Genomic DNA, 18607 nt, shown 5'->3' with positions numbered 1-18607 from the left:
GAGTATCAGCGGCAGCGGCACCTGGGGGCGATCTTCGATCACCTACGTGACCTGCGGTCCTTCTCCCGAGTCGGCACCACGCACCTCGCTTGGAGGACTAGCCTTGGGGTGCAGTCCGTACCACTAACAGATCGAGATAGATAGAGGCGAGTGCCTGCCGTGTCCAGCAGCAGCCCTGCGTCGCAGTTCGGCCCCAATGAGTGGCTCGTAGAAGAGATGTACGAGCAGTTCCTCGCTGACCCGTCGTCAGTGGACTCAGCGTGGCATGACTTCTTCGCCGACTACAAGCCGACACAGCGCGTGGCGAACAAGGCCGCGGGCGACACGAAGAGCAACACCGGGACGGCGACCGTGGCCAAGACCACAACGCCGACACCACCCAAGGCTGCCGCCTCGGCGCCCGCGAAGGCCGAGTCCCCGAACGGCCAGGCCCCGGCTGCGCAGAAGCCGAGGCCGGAGGCGAAGCCGCAGGCCAAGGCGGCCCCCAAGGCCGAGAGCAAGGCCAAGCCCGAGACCAGGCCCGCCGCCGCGAAGGCCGAGGGCGAAGAGGTCAAGCCGCTGCGCGGCGCCGCGGCCATGATCGCGAAGAACATGGACGTCTCGCTGACGATCCCGACCGCGACCAGCGTCCGCGCCGTGCCGGCCAAGCTGCTGTTCGACAACCGCATCGTGATCAACAACCACCTGAAGCGCACGCGCGGCGGGAAGGTGTCGTTCACGCACCTCATCGGGTACGCGCTGATCCGGGCGCTGGCCGACTACCCGAACATGAACCGGCACTACGCCGAGGTCAACGGCAAGCCGAACGTGGTCACGCCCGAGCACATCAACCTCGGGCTCGCGATCGACCTGCCGACCAAGGACGGTGGCCGCACGCTGGTCGTCGCGTCCATCAAGAACTGCGAGGGCATGACCTTCACGCGGTTCTGGCAGGCCTACGAGGAGATCATCCGCAAGGCCCGCAACGGCGCGCTGACCACCGAGGACTTCGCGGGCACCACGATCTCCCTGACCAACCCGGGCACCATCGGCACGAACCACTCGATGCCGCGCCTGACCAAGAACCAGGGCGCGATCATCGGCGTCGGCGCCATGGAGTACCCGGCGCAGTACCAGGGCACGAGCGAGCGGACGCTGGTCGAGCTGGGCGTCAGCAAGATCATCACGCTGACCTCCACGTACGACCACCGCATCATCCAGGGCGCGGAGTCCGGCGAGTTCCTGCGCCGCGTGCACCAGCTGCTGCTGGGCGAGGACGGCTTCTACGACGACATCTTCACGTCGCTGCGGCTGCCGTACGAGCCGGTCCGCTGGGTCGAGGACATCCCCGAGGGCGAGATCGACAAGACCGCCCGGCTCCTCGGCCTGATCGACACCTACCGCACGCGCGGGCACCTGATGTCCGACGTCGACCCGCTGAACTACCGCCAGCGCAAGCACGAGGACCTCGACATCCTGTCCCACGGCCTCACGCTGTGGGACCTGGACCGCGAGTTCCCCGTCGGCGGCTTCGCGGGCAAGAACCGGATGAAGCTGCGGGACGTGCTCGGCGTGCTGCGCGATAGCTACTGCCGCACGGTCGGCGTCGAGTACACCTACATCCTCGACCCGTCGGAGCGCCGCTGGATCCAGGAGCGCGTCGAGATCAAGCACGAGAAGCCGCCGCAGGCCGTGCAGAAGTACATCCTGTCGAAGCTGAACGCGGCCGAGGCGTTCGAGACGTTCCTGCAGACCAAGTACGTCGGCCAGAAGCGGTTCTCGCTCGAGGGCGGCGAGTCGGTCATCGCGCTGCTGGACACGGTCCTCGACAAGGCGGCCGAGTACGAGCTGGACGAGGTCGTCATCGGCATGCCGCACCGCGGCCGCCTGAACGTGCTCGCCAACATCGTCGGCAAGCCGATCAGCCAGATCTTCCAGGAGTTCGAGGGCAACCTCGACCCGGGCCAGGCGCACGGCTCCGGCGACGTGAAGTACCACCTCGGCGCCGAGGGCAAGTACTTCCGGATGTTCGGCGACGGCGAGACCAAGGTGACGCTGACGGCGAACCCGTCGCACCTGGAGACCGTCGACCCGGTCCTGGAGGGCATCGTCCGCGCCAAGCAGGACCTGCTCGACAAGGGTTCCGAGGGCGGCTTCACCGTGCTGCCGGTCGCGCTGCACGGCGACGCGGCGTTCGCGGGCCAGGGCGTGGTCGCGGAGACGCTGAACCTGGCGCTGCTGCGCGGCTACCGCACCGGCGGCACCGTGCACGTGATCATCAACAACCAGGTCGGCTTCACCACCGCACCCGAGCACTCGCGGTCGTCGCAGTACGCGACGGACGTGGCGAAGATGATCCAGGCGCCGGTTTTCCACGTGAACGGCGACGACCCGGAGGCGTGCTACTGGGTCGCGCAGCTGGCGATGGACTACCGCCAGGCGTTCAACAAGGACGTCGTGATCGACATGGTCTGCTACCGGCGCCGCGGCCACAACGAGGGCGACGACCCCTCGATGACGCAGCCCGCGATGTACGACATCATCGACACGAAGCGCAGCGTGCGGAAAACCTACACCGAGGCGCTGATCGGCCGCGGCGACATCTCCGTCGACGAGGCGGAGAAGGCGCTGCGGGACTTCTCCTCGCAGCTCGAGCACGTCTTCAACGAGGTGCGCGAGCTGGAGAAGCACCCGGTGGCGCCGAGCCCGTCGGTCGAGTCGGAGCAGCAGATCCCGGCGAAGCTGTCGACGGCGATCACCGCCGACGTGCTGGAGCGGATCGCGGACGCGCACATCAACCTGCCCGAGGGCTTCACGCCGCACCCGCGCGTCAAGCCGGTGCTGGAGCGGCGCGCGAAGATGGCCCGCGAGGGCGGCATCGACTGGGCGTTCGCGGAGCTGGTGGCGTTCGGTTCGCTGAACATCGAGGGCCACATGGTCCGGCTCGCGGGCCAGGATTCGCGGCGCGGCACGTTCGTGCAGCGACACGCGGTGATCGTGGACCGCAAGACCGGCAAGGAGTACGTGCCGCTGCAGAACCTGGCCGAGGAGCAGGGCCGGTTCCTGGCGTACGACTCGGCGCTGTCGGAGTACGCGGCCGTCGGCTTCGAGTACGGCTACTCGGTCGCGAACCCGGACGCGCTGGTGCTGTGGGAGGCGCAGTTCGGTGACTTCGTCAACGGCGCCCAGTCGGTGATCGACGAGTACATCTCGTCGTCCGAGGCCAAGTGGGGCCAGCGTTCCGATGTGGTGATGCTGCTGCCACACGGCCACGAGGGCCAGGGCCCGGACCACACGTCGGGCCGCATCGAGCGCTGGCTGCAGCTGTGCGCGGAGGGTTCGATGACGGTGGCGGTCCCGTCGACGCCCGCGAACTACTTCCACCTGCTGCGCCGCCACGCGCTCGACGGTGTGCAGCGCCCGCTGGTGGTGTTCACGCCGAAGTCGATGCTGCGCAACAAGGCGGCGGTGTCCAGCGTCGCGGACTTCACCGAGGAGGCCAGGTTCAACTCGGTCTTCGACGACCCGGCGGCCCCGAACCCGAAGGACGTGCGGAAGCTGCTGCTGGTGTCGGGCAAGCTGTACTACGAGCTGGCCCACGAACGCGAGGCCCGCGGTGCGTCGGACGTCGCGATCGTCCGGCTAGAGCAGCTGTACCCGGTGCCGGTGAAGCGCCTCGGTGCGATCTTCGAGAAGTACAGCGGGGTCGAGGAGGTGCGCTGGGTCCAGGAGGAGCCCGCGAACCAGGGTTCGTGGCCGTTCTACGGGCTGCACCTGCGCGAGCTGTACCCGGACCTGCCTCGCCTGGTCCGCGTCTCCCGTCGCGTGATGTCCGCGCCGTCGGCGGGCTCGGGCAAGGTGCACGAGGTCGAGCAGCGGGAGATCATCGAGAAGGCGTTCAGCTGAGCCGATGTACTTCACCGACCGAGGCCTCGAGGAGCTGGAGGAACGACGGGGCGACGAGGAGGTCACGCTGTCCTGGCTGGCGGCCAAGATGCGTGCCTTCGTCGACGCGAACCCGGAGTTCGAGAACGCGGTAGAACGCCTGGCGACCTACCTGGCGAGAGACGACGAAGACGACGAGTGACCGACCGAAGCGCCCCGGGCCCCGCCCGGGGCGCTTCGTCGCGTCCGGCAACCACGCGGTCGTGCCGGACGTCCCCACGTCATGGACCAGAGCCTCCTCGACTTCGCGGTGGGCCTCGCCCGGCGCGCGGGCGCCCTCGCCGCCGAACGGTTCTTCGCCGGTGACGTGGCCACCACGCGCAAACCGGACGGCACCGTGCGCCCGCACCGCGATGGGCAACCCGGGCACGTGGTCGGAGGACCTGCTGGCCACCCTGCACCGGACGGTCTACCTCAGCACGTCCGGCGACATGACCGGCCTGGTCAACCGGCGAACTGGACGCGATGGTCGTGGCCGGGTTCCGATGGGCCACGAAAACATGGCGCCGCTGCCAGTCATCATGGCGAGGCGGGCGGGCGCGTCACCGACCTCACCGGGGCCCGGTACTGAGCGGAAACGGCACTGTCCTGGCCACCAACGGCACGCTGCACGACGACTTCCTCGCGCTGCTCGACGGCGTTCCCCACGCCCGCGACTACAACAAACTATTTGGTTGAACCCCATCGTGAAATATTGGTCGCACAATCGTGGACGATCGCGGTCGCAATCTCAAGATCGACGACAGCTATACGCAATTTCGATCTTCCAGGACGCGGCTCAAGTGGGCTGACCGGGTGAGATGGCCACCCCGGAGGATTGAACCCGCTATTTACACCTGGGCCTCTGACACCTTTTTGGACATGCTCCTGGAAGCAGACGTTTGAACTTTTCGATCACATCCTTTCCAGGAGGAGAAATGACTGCTGTCGCGACGCGCCCAGTGACGTATATGGTGACGATGACCGATTCGGGCCAGTGGCTCCACGCGCCGGGTACCGACTTCCTCTTCGCCTACATCGAGGATTCCTGGTCGCAAACACTGAAGGACGCCGTGTCCCACGCGTTCGTGAACGCGCTCCAGATGTCGAACGTGATCAAGAAGGCCGTCCTGGACACGTCGGGGCAGGAGGTCGTGAACGGTCTTTACCTCCTGAACCAGTCCGCGATGACGACGGCCATGAACGCCATCCCAGGGATGGGGAGACCTCGGTGTCCCAGCAGGAGGAGTCCGGCGACGGGACCGCCGCGAGCATCAACGAGCAGTTCTTCGCTGCGATCCTGGCCGGCCTGAGCGGTGATGTCGCGCCCATTCTCGGCTACCTCAACCAGGAGATGGCCAACATCCAGGTGCAGACCAAGAAGAGCAAGGTCACCTCCGAGTTCGGCACGGTGATCGGTCTCATCTCGGTGATGCCGGTTCTCAACGTCGTGGTGACGACCTTCCAGTACGCGTACTCCTCGGCGGAAACCGCGGACTGGTTCACCAGCGTCACGTGCGGCAGCGTCGAGCACTACTCCTACGACTACAAGTTCACGGTCGTGAACTACAACTACGATCCGACGTCCTGATCGCCGGGCACCCACGACGGATCGAGGTCTCATGCTTTCGGTCAAGATTTCGTTCGCCCCCCACGTCGGTCACCAAACACCACTCGTCGAGCTGGTCGAAACTCCTTCGACGGTCGAGATCTCACTCGAGGACGGTGCCCACACGTTCCAGTCGGAGGACGTCGACGTCGGCAAGTTCACCGCGTTCGGGAACCGGCGGCTCCTGGGGCGGCTCGTGTTCGGCTACGTCTATGACGAGGCTCGGCACACGGTGACGGTCTGCGGTACCGACTTCGCCTCGGCGGACGGTCTCCGCCTCGTCACGTTCCCGGCGGGGACCGAGGAGTGCTGCTACCACCGGGCCGCCGGATCGGCGGGGTTCTTGGCCGACGATCTCATGGGGAACCGGCACTGGAACTGCCGTACCCCGTTGACCGTCGGAGTCGACGAGGTGCTGCGCGGGATGGCACGTGCCGCGAACGAGTCCCTGATCGCCGCGCTGAAGAGCCTCCCCGGCCTGATCGTCCGGGTTCGTACGACACCGCCCGAGATTTCGCCGGACGACTACCAGAAGTTGCTGGTCGTCTACCGGGACGGGGTGTTTCAGGGCCTGTACGAGCCCGGGGCCGAACTGGGCCCGCAGGACGAGGTGGTGACGATCGAGTCCGTATGGGGCGGCACGGTGCATTTCAGCGTCGGTGAAGCATTCGCGAACGTGATCGGCAGTACGAACGATCCGAGGATCGCCGGCAAGACGTGGATCAACCTGTGGGCCGATCAGTTCGGGGTGTACCCGAACATTTGCACGTCCTACCACTTCAACGGGTTCAACTGCGGCACCTCGTTCGTCGGCGGCCACATCATCACGGGCACGGTGGCGCACACGATGCCGAAGGGGTCCGACTCGGTATACATCATGCCGATCTGCCAACCCCACAACCACAACGACAACGTATTCATGGAGGCGCTCGAGTACCAGGACGGCATCTGGTTGAAGGACTACCTCGGCGGGCCGTGACGACTGTGTCCAGAGCCCAGTGAGCGACGCCCCGGGTCCATCGGCACCCGGGGCGTCGTCCGGTCACCAGGCGTAGGCCTCCGGGGCCGATTTCGAGCCGTTCGGGCCCGGGGCCGGGAACAGCTCGTCCAGTTTGGCGAGCGTGTCCGCGTCCAGCTTCAGCTCCACGGCACGCAGTGAGCCGTCCAGCTGCGCCTGCGTCCTCGGGCCGATGATCGGCGCGGTCACGCCCTCCTGGTGCAGCAGCCACGCGACGCCGACGTCCGCGGGGTCGGCACCGAGGTCGGCCGACAGCTTCTCGTACGCCTCGATGCGGTCGCGGTACTTCTCGAGCGCGTCCGACGAGCGGCCCGAGGCGGACCGGGACGCCGAGCCCTCGCGCTGTTTGCGCAGCACGCCACCGAGCAGCCCGCCGTGCAGCGGCGACCACGGGATCACGCCGATGCCGTAGTGCCGCGCTGCGGGCAGCACCTCCAGTTCGGCCCACCGGGTCATCAGGTTGTAGATCGACTGCTCGCTGACCAGGCCGAGGAAGTGCCGGGACCGCGCGGCTTCCTGCGCCTGCGCGAGGTGCCAGCCCGCGAAGTTCGACGACCCGAAGTACAGGACCTTCCCCTGCTGCCGCAGCGTGGAGAACGCCTCCCAGATCTCGTCCCACGGCGTGTTCCGGTCGACGTGGTGCATCTGGTACAGGTCGATGTGGTCGGTCTTCAGCCTGCGCAGCGACTCGTCCGCCGCGCGGCGGATGTTCAGCGCCGACAGGAAGGTCTCGTTCGGCCAGTCACCCATCGAGCCGTACAGCTTCGTGGCCAGCACGGTCTTCTCACGCCTGCCGCCGCCCTTCTCGAACCACCGGCCGATGATCTGCTCGGTGATCCCCTCCCCCTTCTGCCAGCCGTATACGTTGGCGGTGTCGAAGAAGTTGATGCCGTGCTCGTGCGCGCGGTCCATGATCCCGTGACTGTCCTCTTCGGACGTCTCGGGACCGAAGTTCATGGTGCCGAGCACGAGCCGGGACACGGAGAGGCCACTGCGGCCGAGCTGTGTGTACTCCATGAAAGCCAACCTACGCCCGGAGTTACTCCAGATGCACAACCAGCCGTTCCTGCACGAACTCGTCACCGCGGTCGCCGCGCCCGCCTCCGTGCTGTCCGCGCCGGACGGCCAGGTCAGGCGCGACGGCGCGCAGGGCTGGATCGTCGCCGACGTCCGGCACCTCGCCGAATTGACCGTCGTGGTCGACGACCGTCAGCCCGTCGCGCTGGGCCACCGGCAGGAGGATCCCGCGACACTGCGGTTCGTGTCCGCCGCGCGGCATCTCGGCGACGAGCTCACCGAGCCGACGGTCCGGGTCGAACGGCTCCGCCGCACCGCACCGGACACGCTGCGGGAGACGATCACCCTGGTCAACGACTCGCGCCGAGAGGTCACGACGACGGTGAGCGTCCGGCTGGCCGCCGACCTGGCTCCGATCCTGGCGTTCCGCGGCGGGGAGCGGCCCGCGCTGGTGGCTCCTACTGGCGCGGTCGAGTGGGCGGTCGGCGGCCGTGTCACGGTCGCGACCACCGACCGGGCCCCCGACCACGTGGAACTGGCCGACCACGCACGCCTCGACTGGCACCTGACCCTCCCGGCCCGCACCCGCGTGACCTGGACGGTGACCCTGACCGCGGCGTCCGCGAGCGACGACGCCGTGTTCACCGCACCCCGCGCCGGCGCGCTCACCGCAGCCCTGACCAGCGCGGACGCTAACCTGACAGCCGTTTTTCGCACCGGGCTCGACGACCTGCGCCACCTGCTCCTCGCGGACGCCACCGCACCTGACGACCTGTTCGCGGCGGCGGGTGCCCCGTGGTACCTGACGCTGTTCGGCCGCGACTCGCTGTGGACGGCCCGGTTCGCGCTGCCGTTCGGCACGGACCTCGCCATGGGCACGCTGCGCACACTGGCCCGCAGGCAGGGCACGAAGCACGACCCGGTGACCGAGGAGGAGCCAGGCAAGATCGCCCACGAGATCCGTCGTGTTCCGTCCGGTGTGGACAGTGCGGTGGGCCTGCCGCCGGTCTACTACGGGACGATCGACGCCACCCCGCTGTGGATCTCGCTGCTGCACGACGCGTGGCGCTGGGGCGCGGACGTCACGGACCTGCTCGGCCCGCTGCGCCGCGCACTGGACTGGGTCCTGTCGCACGACGACTTCCTGGCCTACCAGGACAGCACGGGCACCGGCCTCGCCAACCAGGGCTGGAAGGACTCCCCGGACTCCATTCAGGACAGTGCGGGGAACATCGCCGCCGCGCCGGTCGCGCTGTCGGAGGCGCAGGCGTACGCGCACCGCGCGGCACTGGACGCGGCGACGCTGCTCGACACGTTCGGGCAGCCGGGCGCGGCCGAGGCGCGGGCATGGGCGGCGGACCTGAACACCCGCTTCCGCGCGAAGTTCTGGGTGCGGGACGCCGGCGGTCCGTTCCCCGCGCTGGCGCTGGACGCACACGGCGCACCGGTCGACGCACTCGCGTCGAACATGGGGCACCTGCTGGACTCCGGACTGCTGACCGAGGAGGAGTCCGCGCTGGTGGCGGCACGGCTGGGCAGCGAACGCCTGGACAGCGGTTCCGGGCTGCGGACCTTCGACGGCACGCACCCGTTCTTCAACCCGGTTGGCTACCACACGGGTTCGGTGTGGCCGCACGACACGGCGATCGCGGTCGACGGGCTGGCGAGGACCGGGCACGCGGCGGTGGCGGCGGCGCTCGCGACGGGTGTGGTGCGGGCCGGGGCCCGGTTCGCGCACCGCCTGCCCGAGCTGTACGGCGGCTGGGCCGAGGAGGACGGCCCGCTGCTGGACTACCCGTCGACGTGCCGACCGCAGGCGTGGTCGGCGGCGTCGGCGCTGGTGTTCGTGCGGGCGGCGCTCGGCCTGTCCCCGGACGCCGCGAACGGCACGGTCGAGGTGCGCCCGTCGCAAGCGTTTGCGGCGTGGTTCCCGCTGACGGTCGACGGCGTCGAGGTCGCGGGCCGCCGCCTGCGGATCACCGTGGACGAGGCAGGCACGGCGAGCGTGGCGACCGTGTCCTGACCGTGGAGAATGCGCGCATGGCCGACGAACAGCCCACCGACGACCCGGACTGGATCCCGCTGGACCAGAACCCCCACGCGGACGACAAGCGCGACGTGCTCGACCCGTCCGGTGAGGAGACGCCGTTCAAACGGCTCATCTTCATCGGCCTGGGCATCGGCGTGGTGGTGGTCGCGCTGGTGATCTGGCTGGTCTGACCCCGGCCTGTGGACAACTCGCCCTCGGCGCCGGGCGGTTGTCGGTCCCGCGCCGTAGCATGGAACCCGGGGGCCGGAGGCCAACCCTCGGGAGGGCGCCATGGCAGGCGAAGACACGCAGCACGACCCCGTCATCTTCGGCGGTGACCCGTTCACGCACGAACGGCCACCCATCGAGGACGAGGACAAACCGACCTACCGCCCACCCACCCGCTGGGCGTTCATCATCGTGATCCTGTTCGTCGTCGTGGTCCTCGTCGGCGCCGTCGGCCTCTGGGTGCTCTAACGCGCCCGCACGCCGGCTCGCCACACCGCCCACGTCAACGGCACCCCCGGCCGGTACGCCAGGTGCGTCACCGACGGGGCGTCAAGTACGTGCACGTCCGCGCGCGCACCCACCCGCAGCACCCCGACGTCGTCGCGCCGCAGCGCCCGCGCGCCGCCCCACGTCGCCGCGCGCACCGCCTCCTCGACCGACATCCGCATCTGCAGCACAGCCGTCGCCACGCAGTACGCCATCGACGACGTGTACGACGAGCCGGGGTTGCAGTTCGTCGCCAGCGCCACCGTCGCGCCGGTGTCCAGTAGCTGACGCGCGTCAGGTAGCGGCTGGCGGGTCGACAGGTCGCACGCGGGCAGCACCGTCGCCACCGTGTCCGACTGCGCCAGCGCGTCCACGTCGGACCGGGTCAGGTAGGTGCAGTGGTCGACGCTCGCGGCGTTCATCTCCACCGCCAGCCGCACGCCGGGGCCGTAGCCCAGCTGGTTGCCGTGCACGCGCAGGCCGAGGCCTTTCGCCGAGGCCGCCGCCAGCACGGCACGGGAGGCGTCCTCGTCGAACGCGCCGGTCTCGCAGAACACGTCCGCCCACCGCACGTGCGGAGCGACCGCGTCGAGCATCTCGCCGGTCACCAGGGCGACGTAGTCCTCCGTGGACACCTCGGCCGGGACGAGGTGCGCGCCGAGGAACGTGACCTCGTCCACCTCCTCGGCGGCGAGGCGCGCCGACCGCAGCTCGTCCGCGACCGTCAGTCCGTAGCCGGTCTTGGTCTCCACGCACGTCGTGCCCTGAGCCACCGCTTCGGCGACGTGCCTGCGCAGCACCTGCCGAAGCTCGTCGTCGGCGGCGGCCCTGGTCGCCGCCACGGTCACGGCGATCCCGCCCGCCGTGTACGGCTGACCTGACATGCGTGCGGCGAACTCGGCCGTCCGGTCCCCCGCGAACACCAGGTGGGTGTGGCTGTCGACCCAGCCCGGCAGGACGGCGCGGCCCTCGACGTCGACGCGTTCGTCCGCGTCGGGTGCCTCCGCCGCCGCGCCGACCCACGCGATCCGGTCACCGTCGAGCACCAGCGCGGCGTCGGTCCGGGCCGGGCCGTCGTTGGTGGTCAGCTCGCCGATGCCGGTGATGAGCACACTCACGTCCACAACTCCTCGATCGCGTCGGTGAGCAGCCTGCCCACGTCACCCAGCCGTGCGTGTTGTCCGTTCTCGGCGATGACAACGCCGCCCGACACGACCGTGTGCACGTCGGACGCGGTCGCCGCGTACTGCACCTGGTCGGGGCGGCTGCCCGCGGTGCGGATGCTGTCGAGCCGAACGGCTGTCAGGTCCGCGGGCGCGCCGGCGCGGATCGTCCCGGCGTCCGGCCAGCCCAGCGCCGCGTTGCCGGCGGAGGTCAGCGCGGTGATCAGCTCGACCGGCGTGAACCGGCCGCGCTGCCCGGTGCGCAGCCGCTCGCCGTGCTCCAGTGCGCGCACCTCGGCCAGCGGGTCCACGATCGCGTGCTGGTCGCTGCCGAGCGACAGCGGGGCGCCGGCGTCGACCAGCTCACGCGCCGGGCCGATGCCGTCGGCGAGGTCCGCCTCCGTGGTCGGGCAGAAGCAAACCGCGGTGTGCGACGAGCCGAGAGTCTCGATGTCCGCACCGGTCAGGTGCGTGGCGTGCACGGCAGTCGTGTTCGGGCCGAGCGCGCCGGACTCCGCCAGCAACCTGACAGGCGTCAGGCCGTACGCGGCGAGACACGCCTCGTTCTCCGCGGGCTGCTCGGACACGTGGACGTGCAGCGCTCGTTCCTCCACAATGGACGCAAGGTCGGCGATCGCGTCCCGGGGCACGGCACGCACCGAATGGATGGCGGCCCCGGCGCGGGTGGTGGCGTCGTCGTGACCTGGCAGCGCGCGGTCCGCCCACGCGTCGACACTGCCGTCGGAGAACTGTTGCTGCTCCAATGACAGTGTTTGGTGATCGCTCCGCAAGCTTCGCGAAGCAGCGGTGTCGATACCGCCTGTCAGGTACAGGGTGTCGAGCAGTGTGAGACGGATCCCGGCCGCGCGCGCGGCCTCCCGCAGCGCGTCGCCCATCGCGTTCGGTGAGGCGTAGCGGCCGCCGCCCGGTGGGTGGTGCAGGTAGTGGAACTCGCCGACCGCGGTCACGCCCGTGACCGCCATCTCCGCGTAGACCGCGGTGGCGAGTTTCAGATAGCTCTCCGGGTCGAGCCGGGACGCCAGCTGGTACATGCCACGCCGCCACGTCCAGAACGTGCCGCCGCCGGCGTGGGTGCGGCCGCGCAGCGCGCGGTGGAACGCGTGCGAGTGCACATTCGCGAACCCGGGGAAGACCATGCCGCGCAACACGTGCGCCCCCGGTGGCGGGCTGTCCGAACGGGACACCGCGGTGATCCGGCCGTCGCCGGCGCCGACCACCACCCCGGGCGCGACCGCGCCGTCCACCCACGCGTGCTCGCACCAGAAGGTGGTCATCCGGTGAGCCGTTCCAGCACGGTCGCGAGTGCGGTCACCCCGGCCTGACAGTCGTCAGCTTCGGCGAACTCCTCCGGGGCGTGCGAGATACCGGTCGGGTTGCGCACGAACAGCATCGCGGTCGACAGGTGCGCGGCGAGGATGCCCGCGTCGTGCCCGGCGCCGGTCGGCAGCGCGGGCACCCCGCCCAGCGCCCGTGACACCTGATCCCGCAGCTCGCTGTCGAACACGACGGTGTCACCGTAGGACTCCTCGACGACCGTCAGCACGCAGTTCTCGCGCTCGGCGGCGTCGGCGGCCATCGCCCGGACCCGTTCGACGATCTCGCGCGTGCTCGCGTCGTCGCCCGCCCGCGCGTCGAGCCACACGTCGACCGTGGACGCGATCACGTTGGTGCCACCGGGGTTCGGCACGATCCGGCCGACGGTCGCGCGCCCGTCGTCCACTTCGGACGCCGCGATCCTGGCCGCCAGCACCATCTCCGCGGCCGGGACCATCGGGTCGCGGCGGTCGCCGAGCAGCGTGGCGCCCGCGTGGTTGCCCTCGCCCGCGAACCCGAACCGCCAGCGGCCGTGCGCGAGGATCGACGACGCCACCCCGACCGGCGCACCGAGGTCGATCAGGCCGCGGCCCTGCTCGACGTGCAGCTCGACGAACGTGTGCACGGCCGCGAGTGCCTCGTCGTCCCGGCCGACGCGCGCCGGGTCGAGCCCGGCCTCGGCCGCCGCCTCGGCGAACGTGATGCCCGCCGGATCGGTCAGGCGGCGCGCGACGTCCGGGTCGATCGCGCCGGACATCAGCCGCGACCCGAGGCACGGCACCCCGAACCGGCCGCCCTCCTCCTCGGCGAACACGACGATCGCGAGCGGGCGGATCGGGGTGAAGTCCTGTGCCCGCAACGCGTCCACGGCGGCCAGCGCGGACACCACGCCGAGCGGCCCGTCGAACGCGCCACCGCCGGGCACCGAGTCGAGGTGGCTGCCGGTGACGACCGCGTCGGTCCCCGGCTCACCCCACCACGCCCAGATGTTGCCGTTGCGGTCGGTGCGCACGGCGAGGTCGCGGCGTTCCGCCTCCTCGACGAACCACTCGCGAAGCTCACGTTCGGCAGGTTCGAAGACGTGCCGGGAGTAGCCGCCGCGCTTGCGATCGCGGCCGACCCCCTCGATGGCCGCGAGGAGCCCGCCCGGTGCCTGATGATTCGCTCCGCAAGCTCCGCCCGGTGCCTGATGATTCGCTCCGCAAGCTCCGCCCGGTGCCTGATGATTCGCTCCGCAAGCTCCGCTCATGGCATCGGCACAGTCACGCCGCGCTCGACGGCGACGTGGCGGGCCTCGTCGTAGCCCGCGTCGACGTGGCGGATGACGCCCATGCCCGGGTCGTTGGTCAGCACGCGGCTGATCTTCTCACCGGCGAGGGCGGTGCCGTCGGCGACCGTGACCTGACCGGCGTGGATGGACCGCCCGATGCCGACGCCACCGCCGTGGTGGATCGACACCCAGCTGGCCCCCGACGCCGTGTTGATCATGGCGTTGAGCAGCGGCCAGTCGGCGATCGCGTCGGAGCCGTCGGCCATCGCCTCGGTCTCGCGGTACGGGGAGGCGACCGACCCGCAGTCGAGGTGGTCGCGGCCGATCACGACCGGCGCGGACAGCTCACCGCTCGCGACCATCTCGTTGAACCGCTCGCCCGCGAGGTGCCGCTCGCCGTAGCCGAGCCAGCAGATGCGCGCGGGAAGCCCTTGGAAGGCAACCCTTTCACCGGCCATGCGGATCCAGCGGGCGAGGGATTCCTTCTCCGGGAACAGGTTTAGGATCGCGCGGTCGGTGGCGGCGATGTCGGCCGGGTCACCGGAGAGCGCGGCCCACCGGAACGGGCCCATGCCCTCGCAGAACATCGGCCGGATGTAGGCGGGCACGAACCCGGGGAAGTCGAACGCGCGGTCGCAGCCGCCGAGCTTGGCCTCGCCGCGGATGGAGTTGCCGTAGTCGAACACCTCGGCACCCGCGTCCATGAACCCGATCATGGCGTCGACGTGGTCTGCCATCGAGTCGCGGGCGCGGTCGGTGAACTCGTCGGGCTTCTTGGCCGCGTAGTCGGACCAGTCGTCGAGCGCGATGCCCTTCGGCAGGTAGGCCAGCGGGTCGTGGGCGGAGGTCTGGTCGGTGACGATGTCGATGTCGACACCGCGGCGCAGCAGTTCGGGCAGGACCTCGGCCGCGTTGCCGATGACGCCGACCGACAGCGCGCGGCCTTCCTTCTTGGCGGCCTCGACACGGCGGACCGCGTCGTCCAGGTCGGAGGCGACCTCGTCGAGGTAGCGGGTCTCGACGCGGCGGTGCGCACGGGCCGGGTCGACCTCGACGCACAGCGCGACACCCTCGTTCATGGTGACGGCGAGCGGTTGCGCACCACCCATGCCACCGAGCCCGGCGGTGAGCGTGATCGTCCCCTTGAGACTGCCGCCGAACCGCTTGCGCGCGATGGCGGCGAACGTCTCGTAGGTGCCCTGCAGAATGCCCTGCGTGCCGATGTAGATCCACGACCCGGCCGTCATCTGGCCGTACATCGTCAGGCCCAGCGACTCGAGGCGCCGGAACTCCGGCCACGTCGCCCAGTCGCCGACGAGGTTCGAGTTCGCGATCAGCACCCGGGGCGCCCACTCGTGCGTGCGCATCACGCCGACCGGTTTCCCGGACTGGACGAGGAGGGTCTCGTCCTCACGCAGCGCGGTCAGCTCGCGGGTGATGGCTTCGAAGCTGCCCCAGTTGCGGGCGGCCTTGCCGGTGCCGCCGTAGACGACGAGGTCGTCGGGCCGCTCGGCGACCTCGGGGTCGAGGTTGTTGTGGAACATCCGCAGCGCGGCCTCGGTCTGCCAGCTGCGCGCGGTCAGGGTCGTGCCCCGGGCGGCACGCACGGGGCGGGGTCCAGCGGTCATGACTGTTCCGCCTCCCCGAATTTCGATGTGTTGGTCGCCGTGGGCTGATCATGTCCTGTCAGGGACGTACTTGTGGCTGGGTTGCGTTCCGTTCCCCTTAGGTGCGGTTGGCGGCCGCTCGGGTCGTGCGACGTCATGGCAGCTCTCCTGATCGGATCAGATTTTCGGCGGCGGCGATCTCCGGGGCGAGGTGGCGGTCCGGGCCGGGCCCGGGCACGGTGCGGCGCAGTGCCGCGATGGCCTGGGCGGTCGCGGGTGCGGGGGTGAGCGGGGCGCGCAGGTCGAGCGCGCGGGCGGCGGTGAGCAGCTCGACGGCGAGCACGGTCGTGAGCCCGTCGATCGACTTGCGGAGCTTGCGGGCGGCCGACCAGCCCATCGAGACGTGGTCCTCCTGCATCGCCGACGACGGGATCGAGTCGACCGACGCCGGGACCGCGAGGCGTTTCATCTCCGACACCACCGCGGCCTGCGTGTACTGGGCGATCATGTGGCCGGAGTCGACGCCGGGATCGGCGGCGAGGAACGGCGGCAGGCCGTGGCTGCGGGTCGCGTCGAGCATCCGGTCGGTGCGGCGCTCGGCCATGCTGGCGACGTCCGCGGCCGGGATCGCGAGGAAGTCCAGCGGGTAGGCGACCGGGGCGCCGTGGAAGTTGCCGTTGGACTCGACCCGCCCGTCCGGCAGCACGACGGGGTTGTCGATGGCGGCGGCCAGCTCGCGGTCCGCGACGGTCTCCACGTAGGCGACGGTGTCGCGCGCCGCGCCGTGGACCTGCGGTGCACAGCGCAGCGAGTAGGCGTCCTGCACGCGGTTGCAGTGCGGGCCGCGGTGGCTCTCCATGATCGCGGACCCCGCTAACAGCGCGGTCATGCGCGCGGCGGAGAGGGCCTGGCCGGGGTGCGGGCGCAGCGCCTGCAGCTCGGGCGCGAACACGCGGTCGGTGCCGAGCAGCGCCTCGACGGACATGGCGGCGGTCAGGTCGGCGACGTCGAGGAGTTTCCGCAGGTCGTCGAGGGCGAGCACCAGCATGCCGAGCATGCCGTCGGTGCCGTTGATGAGCGCGAGACCCTCCTTCTCGGCGAGCGTCACGGGGCTGATGCCCGCCTCGTAGAGCGCGTCCTTCGCGGGCAGCAGCCGGTTCTCCACGAACACGTCGCCCTCGCCCATGAGCGCCAGCGCGACCGCCGACAGCGGCGCGAGGTCACCGGAGCAGCCGAGCGAGCCGTACTCGTGGACGACCGGCGTGATGCCGGCGTTGAGCAGGCCGGTCAGGGCGTCGACGATCTCCGGGCGGACCCCGGTGCGGCCGGAGGCGAGGGTGCGCAGGCGCAGGAGCATCAGCCCGCGCACCACCTCGACCTCGACCGGGTCACCCGCGCCCGCGGCGTGCGAACGGATCAGCGACCGCTGCAGCGCGGCGCGGCGGTCGAGCGGGATGTGGCGGGTGGCGAGCGCACCGAATCCGGTGGAGACGCCGTAGGTGGGGGTGGCGGCCTCGGCGAGCCGCTCGACGTGCTCACGGGTCTTGGCCACCTCGGCGAGTGCGGTGTCCCCGACCTCGACCGGCGCGTGCCCCCGCACGACGGCGACCACCTGTTCGCGGGTGAGCGGCCCGCCATCGATCACGACCATGGGGTACATCTCAGCGCTGTTCCGCCGTCCGCACGACCCGAGGTCGGCGATAGCGGTCTGGTATCCCAGACACATGACGGATGTGCCTGCCCTGCGCCGCGGCCTGGCGGTGCTGCGGCTGCTGGCGGGCCGCGCGGGCCCGGTGACGGCCGGTTATGTGGCCCGTGAGCTGGGGTTACCCCGCTCGACGACGTACCACCTGCTGGCGGAGCTGACGGCGGCCGGGTTCGTGACGCACCTGCCGGAGGAGCGGCGCTACGGGCTGGGGCTGGCCGCGTTCGAACTGGGCTCGGCGTACCTGCGGCACGACCCCCTGGAGCGGCTGGCCAGGCCGGTGCTGCGTGCGCTGATCGGCCGGACCGGGCACGTGGCGCAGCTGGGTGTGCTGCACGGGCGGGAGGCGCTGTACGTGGTGCGGGAACAGCCGTCGTTCCACGCGACGGTGGTGACGGACGTCGGCGTGCGGCTGCCCGCGCACTTGCCCGCTTCGGGGCGCGCGATGCTGGGTGCGCTGCCTGCCGCGCAGGTCAGGGCGTTGTTCCCCGGGCGGTCGGCGTTCGTGGACCGGACCGGGCGGGGCCCGGCCGACCTGCCGTCGCTGCGGCGGGCGCTCACGGCGGCCCGGCAGCGCGGCTGGACGGTGGAGGACGGGTACGTGACCGCCGGGTTCGCGTCGGTGGCGGCGCCGGTTCTGGACCACAGCGGGCATCCGATCGCGGCCATCTCGACCACGTTCCGCCACGAGTGCGACCCCGAGTGCGGCGAGACCTGGCCTGACCTGGCCGAGGAGACCCGGCGGGCGGCGGAGGAGCTGACCACGCGGATCGGTGGCGCGCGGTCAGGAGCCTGAGAACGGCCCTGTCGTCCGCCGCGCGGGACCCGCCGCGCTGCGGGGCACGATGGGGACCAGGCCGATGACGCTGGCCACGGCGACCACGCCGTTCTCGACCTGCTGGCCGGTGGACGGCGAGTAGGCGGGACCGCTGCAGAACCCGCCCTGGCACACCATGGGTTCCGGGCTGGAACACCCCGACGCCACCAGGGCGACAGCCGCGACACCCAGCCGGAGGCGGAACGTGACCGGCCCTTCCGGTGGCTGCCGGACCGACCGGTGGCTGCCCGCGTCCGCGACCGAACGGACCCGGTACCGGTGGATCAGCGCGATCACCACGATGGCCACCGCCATCGCCGCCAGCGCCTGGTAGAAGCCGGTGAGCACGCTGATCAGCGCACCCACGATCCCGATGCACTCCATGACGACGCCGAGCACCCGTGCCCACGCGCGGGTGCACAGGAACACCGCCGCGACCCCGACGAGCACGGCGATCACCGGGTTGGCGACGGCCACGAGCCACACCGACCCGGGCACCTCCTGGTTGTGGTCGAGCCTGCCCGCGATCGTCAGCAGCTGCACGACCCAGATCGCGATCGACGCCGCGGCCTGCGCGAACATGACCACCCTGGCGACTCGCAGCCCGCGCTCGGTGTTCCACTCCACGGCGTCCTCCAT

Annotated in this window: 15 protein-coding genes; 8 read left to right on the top strand and 7 right to left on the bottom strand. The window is 70.4% G+C overall.

Translation table 11 applies throughout. The features are described 5' to 3' along the window. The first annotated feature begins 159 nt into the window (after positions 1–159). From FHR82_RS01150 to FHR82_RS01135, 4 genes are all read left to right on the top strand, one after another. A complete protein-coding gene (locus FHR82_RS01150) occupies positions 160–3885 on the top strand; it encodes a multifunctional oxoglutarate decarboxylase/oxoglutarate dehydrogenase thiamine pyrophosphate-binding subunit/dihydrolipoyllysine-residue succinyltransferase subunit (protein ID WP_184808334.1) in 3726 nt (1241 codons plus the stop codon). Between the two features lie 4 nt (positions 3886–3889). Next, the gene (locus tag FHR82_RS01145) at positions 3890–4066 is read left to right on the top strand and encodes a DUF6104 family protein (RefSeq protein WP_184808333.1); all 177 of its coding nucleotides are present in this window, start codon (positions 3890–3892) and stop codon (positions 4064–4066) included. Between the two features lie 1068 nt (positions 4067–5134). Next, positions 5135–5494, top strand: coding sequence for a hypothetical protein (locus tag FHR82_RS01140; RefSeq protein ID WP_184808332.1), 360 nt, complete (start codon positions 5135–5137; stop codon positions 5492–5494). A 31-nt stretch (positions 5495–5525) separates the two neighbouring features. Continuing rightward, a complete protein-coding gene (locus FHR82_RS01135) occupies positions 5526–6491 on the top strand; it encodes a hypothetical protein (protein ID WP_184808331.1) in 966 nt (321 codons plus the stop codon). 63 nt (positions 6492–6554) lie between these two features. Here FHR82_RS01135 and FHR82_RS01130 read toward each other — a convergent pair whose 3' ends face one another. Then, the gene (locus FHR82_RS01130) at positions 6555–7547 is read right to left on the bottom strand and encodes an aldo/keto reductase (RefSeq protein ID WP_184808330.1); all 993 of its coding nucleotides are present in this window, start codon (positions 7545–7547) and stop codon (positions 6555–6557) included. Between FHR82_RS01130 and FHR82_RS01125 the strand changes: the two genes are divergently transcribed. The 3 genes from FHR82_RS01125 (at position 7546) to FHR82_RS01115 (ending at position 10053) form a co-directional block, all read left to right on the top strand. Next, complete coding sequence (locus FHR82_RS01125; RefSeq protein ID WP_184808329.1) at positions 7546–9570, top strand: glycogen debranching N-terminal domain-containing protein; 2025 nt, start codon at positions 7546–7548, stop codon at positions 9568–9570. The genes FHR82_RS01130 and FHR82_RS01125 overlap by 2 nt on opposite strands. 17 nt (positions 9571–9587) lie before the next feature. Then, on the top strand, positions 9588–9767 hold the full coding sequence (locus FHR82_RS01120; protein ID WP_184808328.1) for a hypothetical protein: 180 nt from the start codon (positions 9588–9590) through the stop codon (positions 9765–9767). A 100-nt stretch (positions 9768–9867) separates the two neighbouring features. Continuing rightward, a complete protein-coding gene (locus FHR82_RS01115; protein ID WP_184808327.1) occupies positions 9868–10053 on the top strand; it encodes a hypothetical protein in 186 nt (61 codons plus the stop codon). On the opposite strand, the gene hutI is transcribed toward FHR82_RS01115, so the two are convergent. The 5 genes from hutI to hutH form a co-directional block, all read right to left on the bottom strand. Further along, positions 10050–11189, bottom strand: coding sequence for an imidazolonepropionase (hutI, locus tag FHR82_RS01110; protein WP_184808326.1), 1140 nt, complete (start codon positions 11187–11189; stop codon positions 10050–10052). The genes FHR82_RS01115 and hutI overlap by 4 nt on opposite strands. Further along, complete coding sequence (locus FHR82_RS01105) at positions 11186–12529, bottom strand: formimidoylglutamate deiminase (protein WP_184808325.1); 1344 nt, start codon at positions 12527–12529, stop codon at positions 11186–11188. The genes hutI and FHR82_RS01105 overlap by 4 nt, the downstream gene beginning before the upstream one ends. Then, on the bottom strand, positions 12526–13698 hold the full coding sequence (locus tag FHR82_RS01100) for an allantoate amidohydrolase (protein WP_311770906.1): 1173 nt from the start codon (positions 13696–13698) through the stop codon (positions 12526–12528). The genes FHR82_RS01105 and FHR82_RS01100 overlap by 4 nt, the downstream gene beginning before the upstream one ends. A gap of 116 nt (positions 13699–13814) precedes the next feature. After that, positions 13815–15467, bottom strand: coding sequence for a urocanate hydratase (gene hutU / locus FHR82_RS01095; protein ID WP_184808323.1), 1653 nt, complete (start codon positions 15465–15467; stop codon positions 13815–13817). A gap of 133 nt (positions 15468–15600) precedes the next feature. Further along, positions 15601–17097: a histidine ammonia-lyase gene (gene hutH / locus FHR82_RS01090; protein WP_376706376.1), complete on the bottom strand. Its 1497-nt coding sequence runs from the start codon at positions 17095–17097 to the stop codon at positions 15601–15603. A gap of 73 nt (positions 17098–17170) precedes the next feature. On the opposite strand from hutH, the gene FHR82_RS01085 reads away from it, so the two are divergent. Next, positions 17171–17947: an IclR family transcriptional regulator gene (locus tag FHR82_RS01085; protein WP_184808321.1), complete on the top strand. Its 777-nt coding sequence runs from the start codon at positions 17171–17173 to the stop codon at positions 17945–17947. On the opposite strand, the gene FHR82_RS01080 is transcribed toward FHR82_RS01085, so the two are convergent. Beyond that, on the bottom strand, positions 17936–18595 hold the full coding sequence (locus FHR82_RS01080) for a hypothetical protein (protein WP_184808320.1): 660 nt from the start codon (positions 18593–18595) through the stop codon (positions 17936–17938). The genes FHR82_RS01085 and FHR82_RS01080 overlap by 12 nt on opposite strands. Positions 18596–18607: the final 12 nt, after the last annotated feature.

Origin of the sequence: Actinophytocola algeriensis, assembly GCF_014203735.1 — a bacterium.
GTDB classification, from domain to species: domain Bacteria; phylum Actinomycetota; class Actinomycetes; order Mycobacteriales; family Pseudonocardiaceae; genus Actinophytocola; species Actinophytocola algeriensis.
The sequence above is the reverse complement of the archived record's forward strand: the minus strand, read 5'-3'. Positions and strand labels throughout refer to the sequence as shown.

What these genes read in the sequence shown, in the direction of transcription:
- FHR82_RS01135 (WP_184808331.1), top strand. Translation starts at nt 5,526, where the DNA reads ATGCTTTCGGTCAAGATTTCGTTCGCCCCCCACGTCGGTCACCAAACA.
- hutU (WP_184808323.1), bottom strand. Translation starts at nt 15,467, where the DNA reads ATGACCGCTGGACCCCGCCCCGTGCGTGCCGCCCGGGGCACGACCCTG.
- FHR82_RS01120 (WP_184808328.1), top strand. Translation starts at nt 9,588, where the DNA reads ATGGCCGACGAACAGCCCACCGACGACCCGGACTGGATCCCGCTGGAC.
- hutH (WP_376706376.1), bottom strand. Translation starts at nt 17,097, where the DNA reads ATGGTCGTGATCGATGGCGGGCCGCTCACCCGCGAACAGGTGGTCGCC.
- FHR82_RS01115 (WP_184808327.1), top strand. Translation starts at nt 9,868, where the DNA reads ATGGCAGGCGAAGACACGCAGCACGACCCCGTCATCTTCGGCGGTGAC.
- FHR82_RS01105 (WP_184808325.1), bottom strand. Translation starts at nt 12,529, where the DNA reads ATGACCACCTTCTGGTGCGAGCACGCGTGGGTGGACGGCGCGGTCGCG.
- FHR82_RS01085 (WP_184808321.1), top strand. Translation starts at nt 17,171, where the DNA reads ATGACGGATGTGCCTGCCCTGCGCCGCGGCCTGGCGGTGCTGCGGCTG.
- FHR82_RS01130 (WP_184808330.1), bottom strand. Translation starts at nt 7,547, where the DNA reads ATGGAGTACACACAGCTCGGCCGCAGTGGCCTCTCCGTGTCCCGGCTC.
- FHR82_RS01145 (WP_184808333.1), top strand. Translation starts at nt 3,890, where the DNA reads ATGTACTTCACCGACCGAGGCCTCGAGGAGCTGGAGGAACGACGGGGC.
- FHR82_RS01125 (WP_184808329.1), top strand. Translation starts at nt 7,546, where the DNA reads ATGAAAGCCAACCTACGCCCGGAGTTACTCCAGATGCACAACCAGCCG.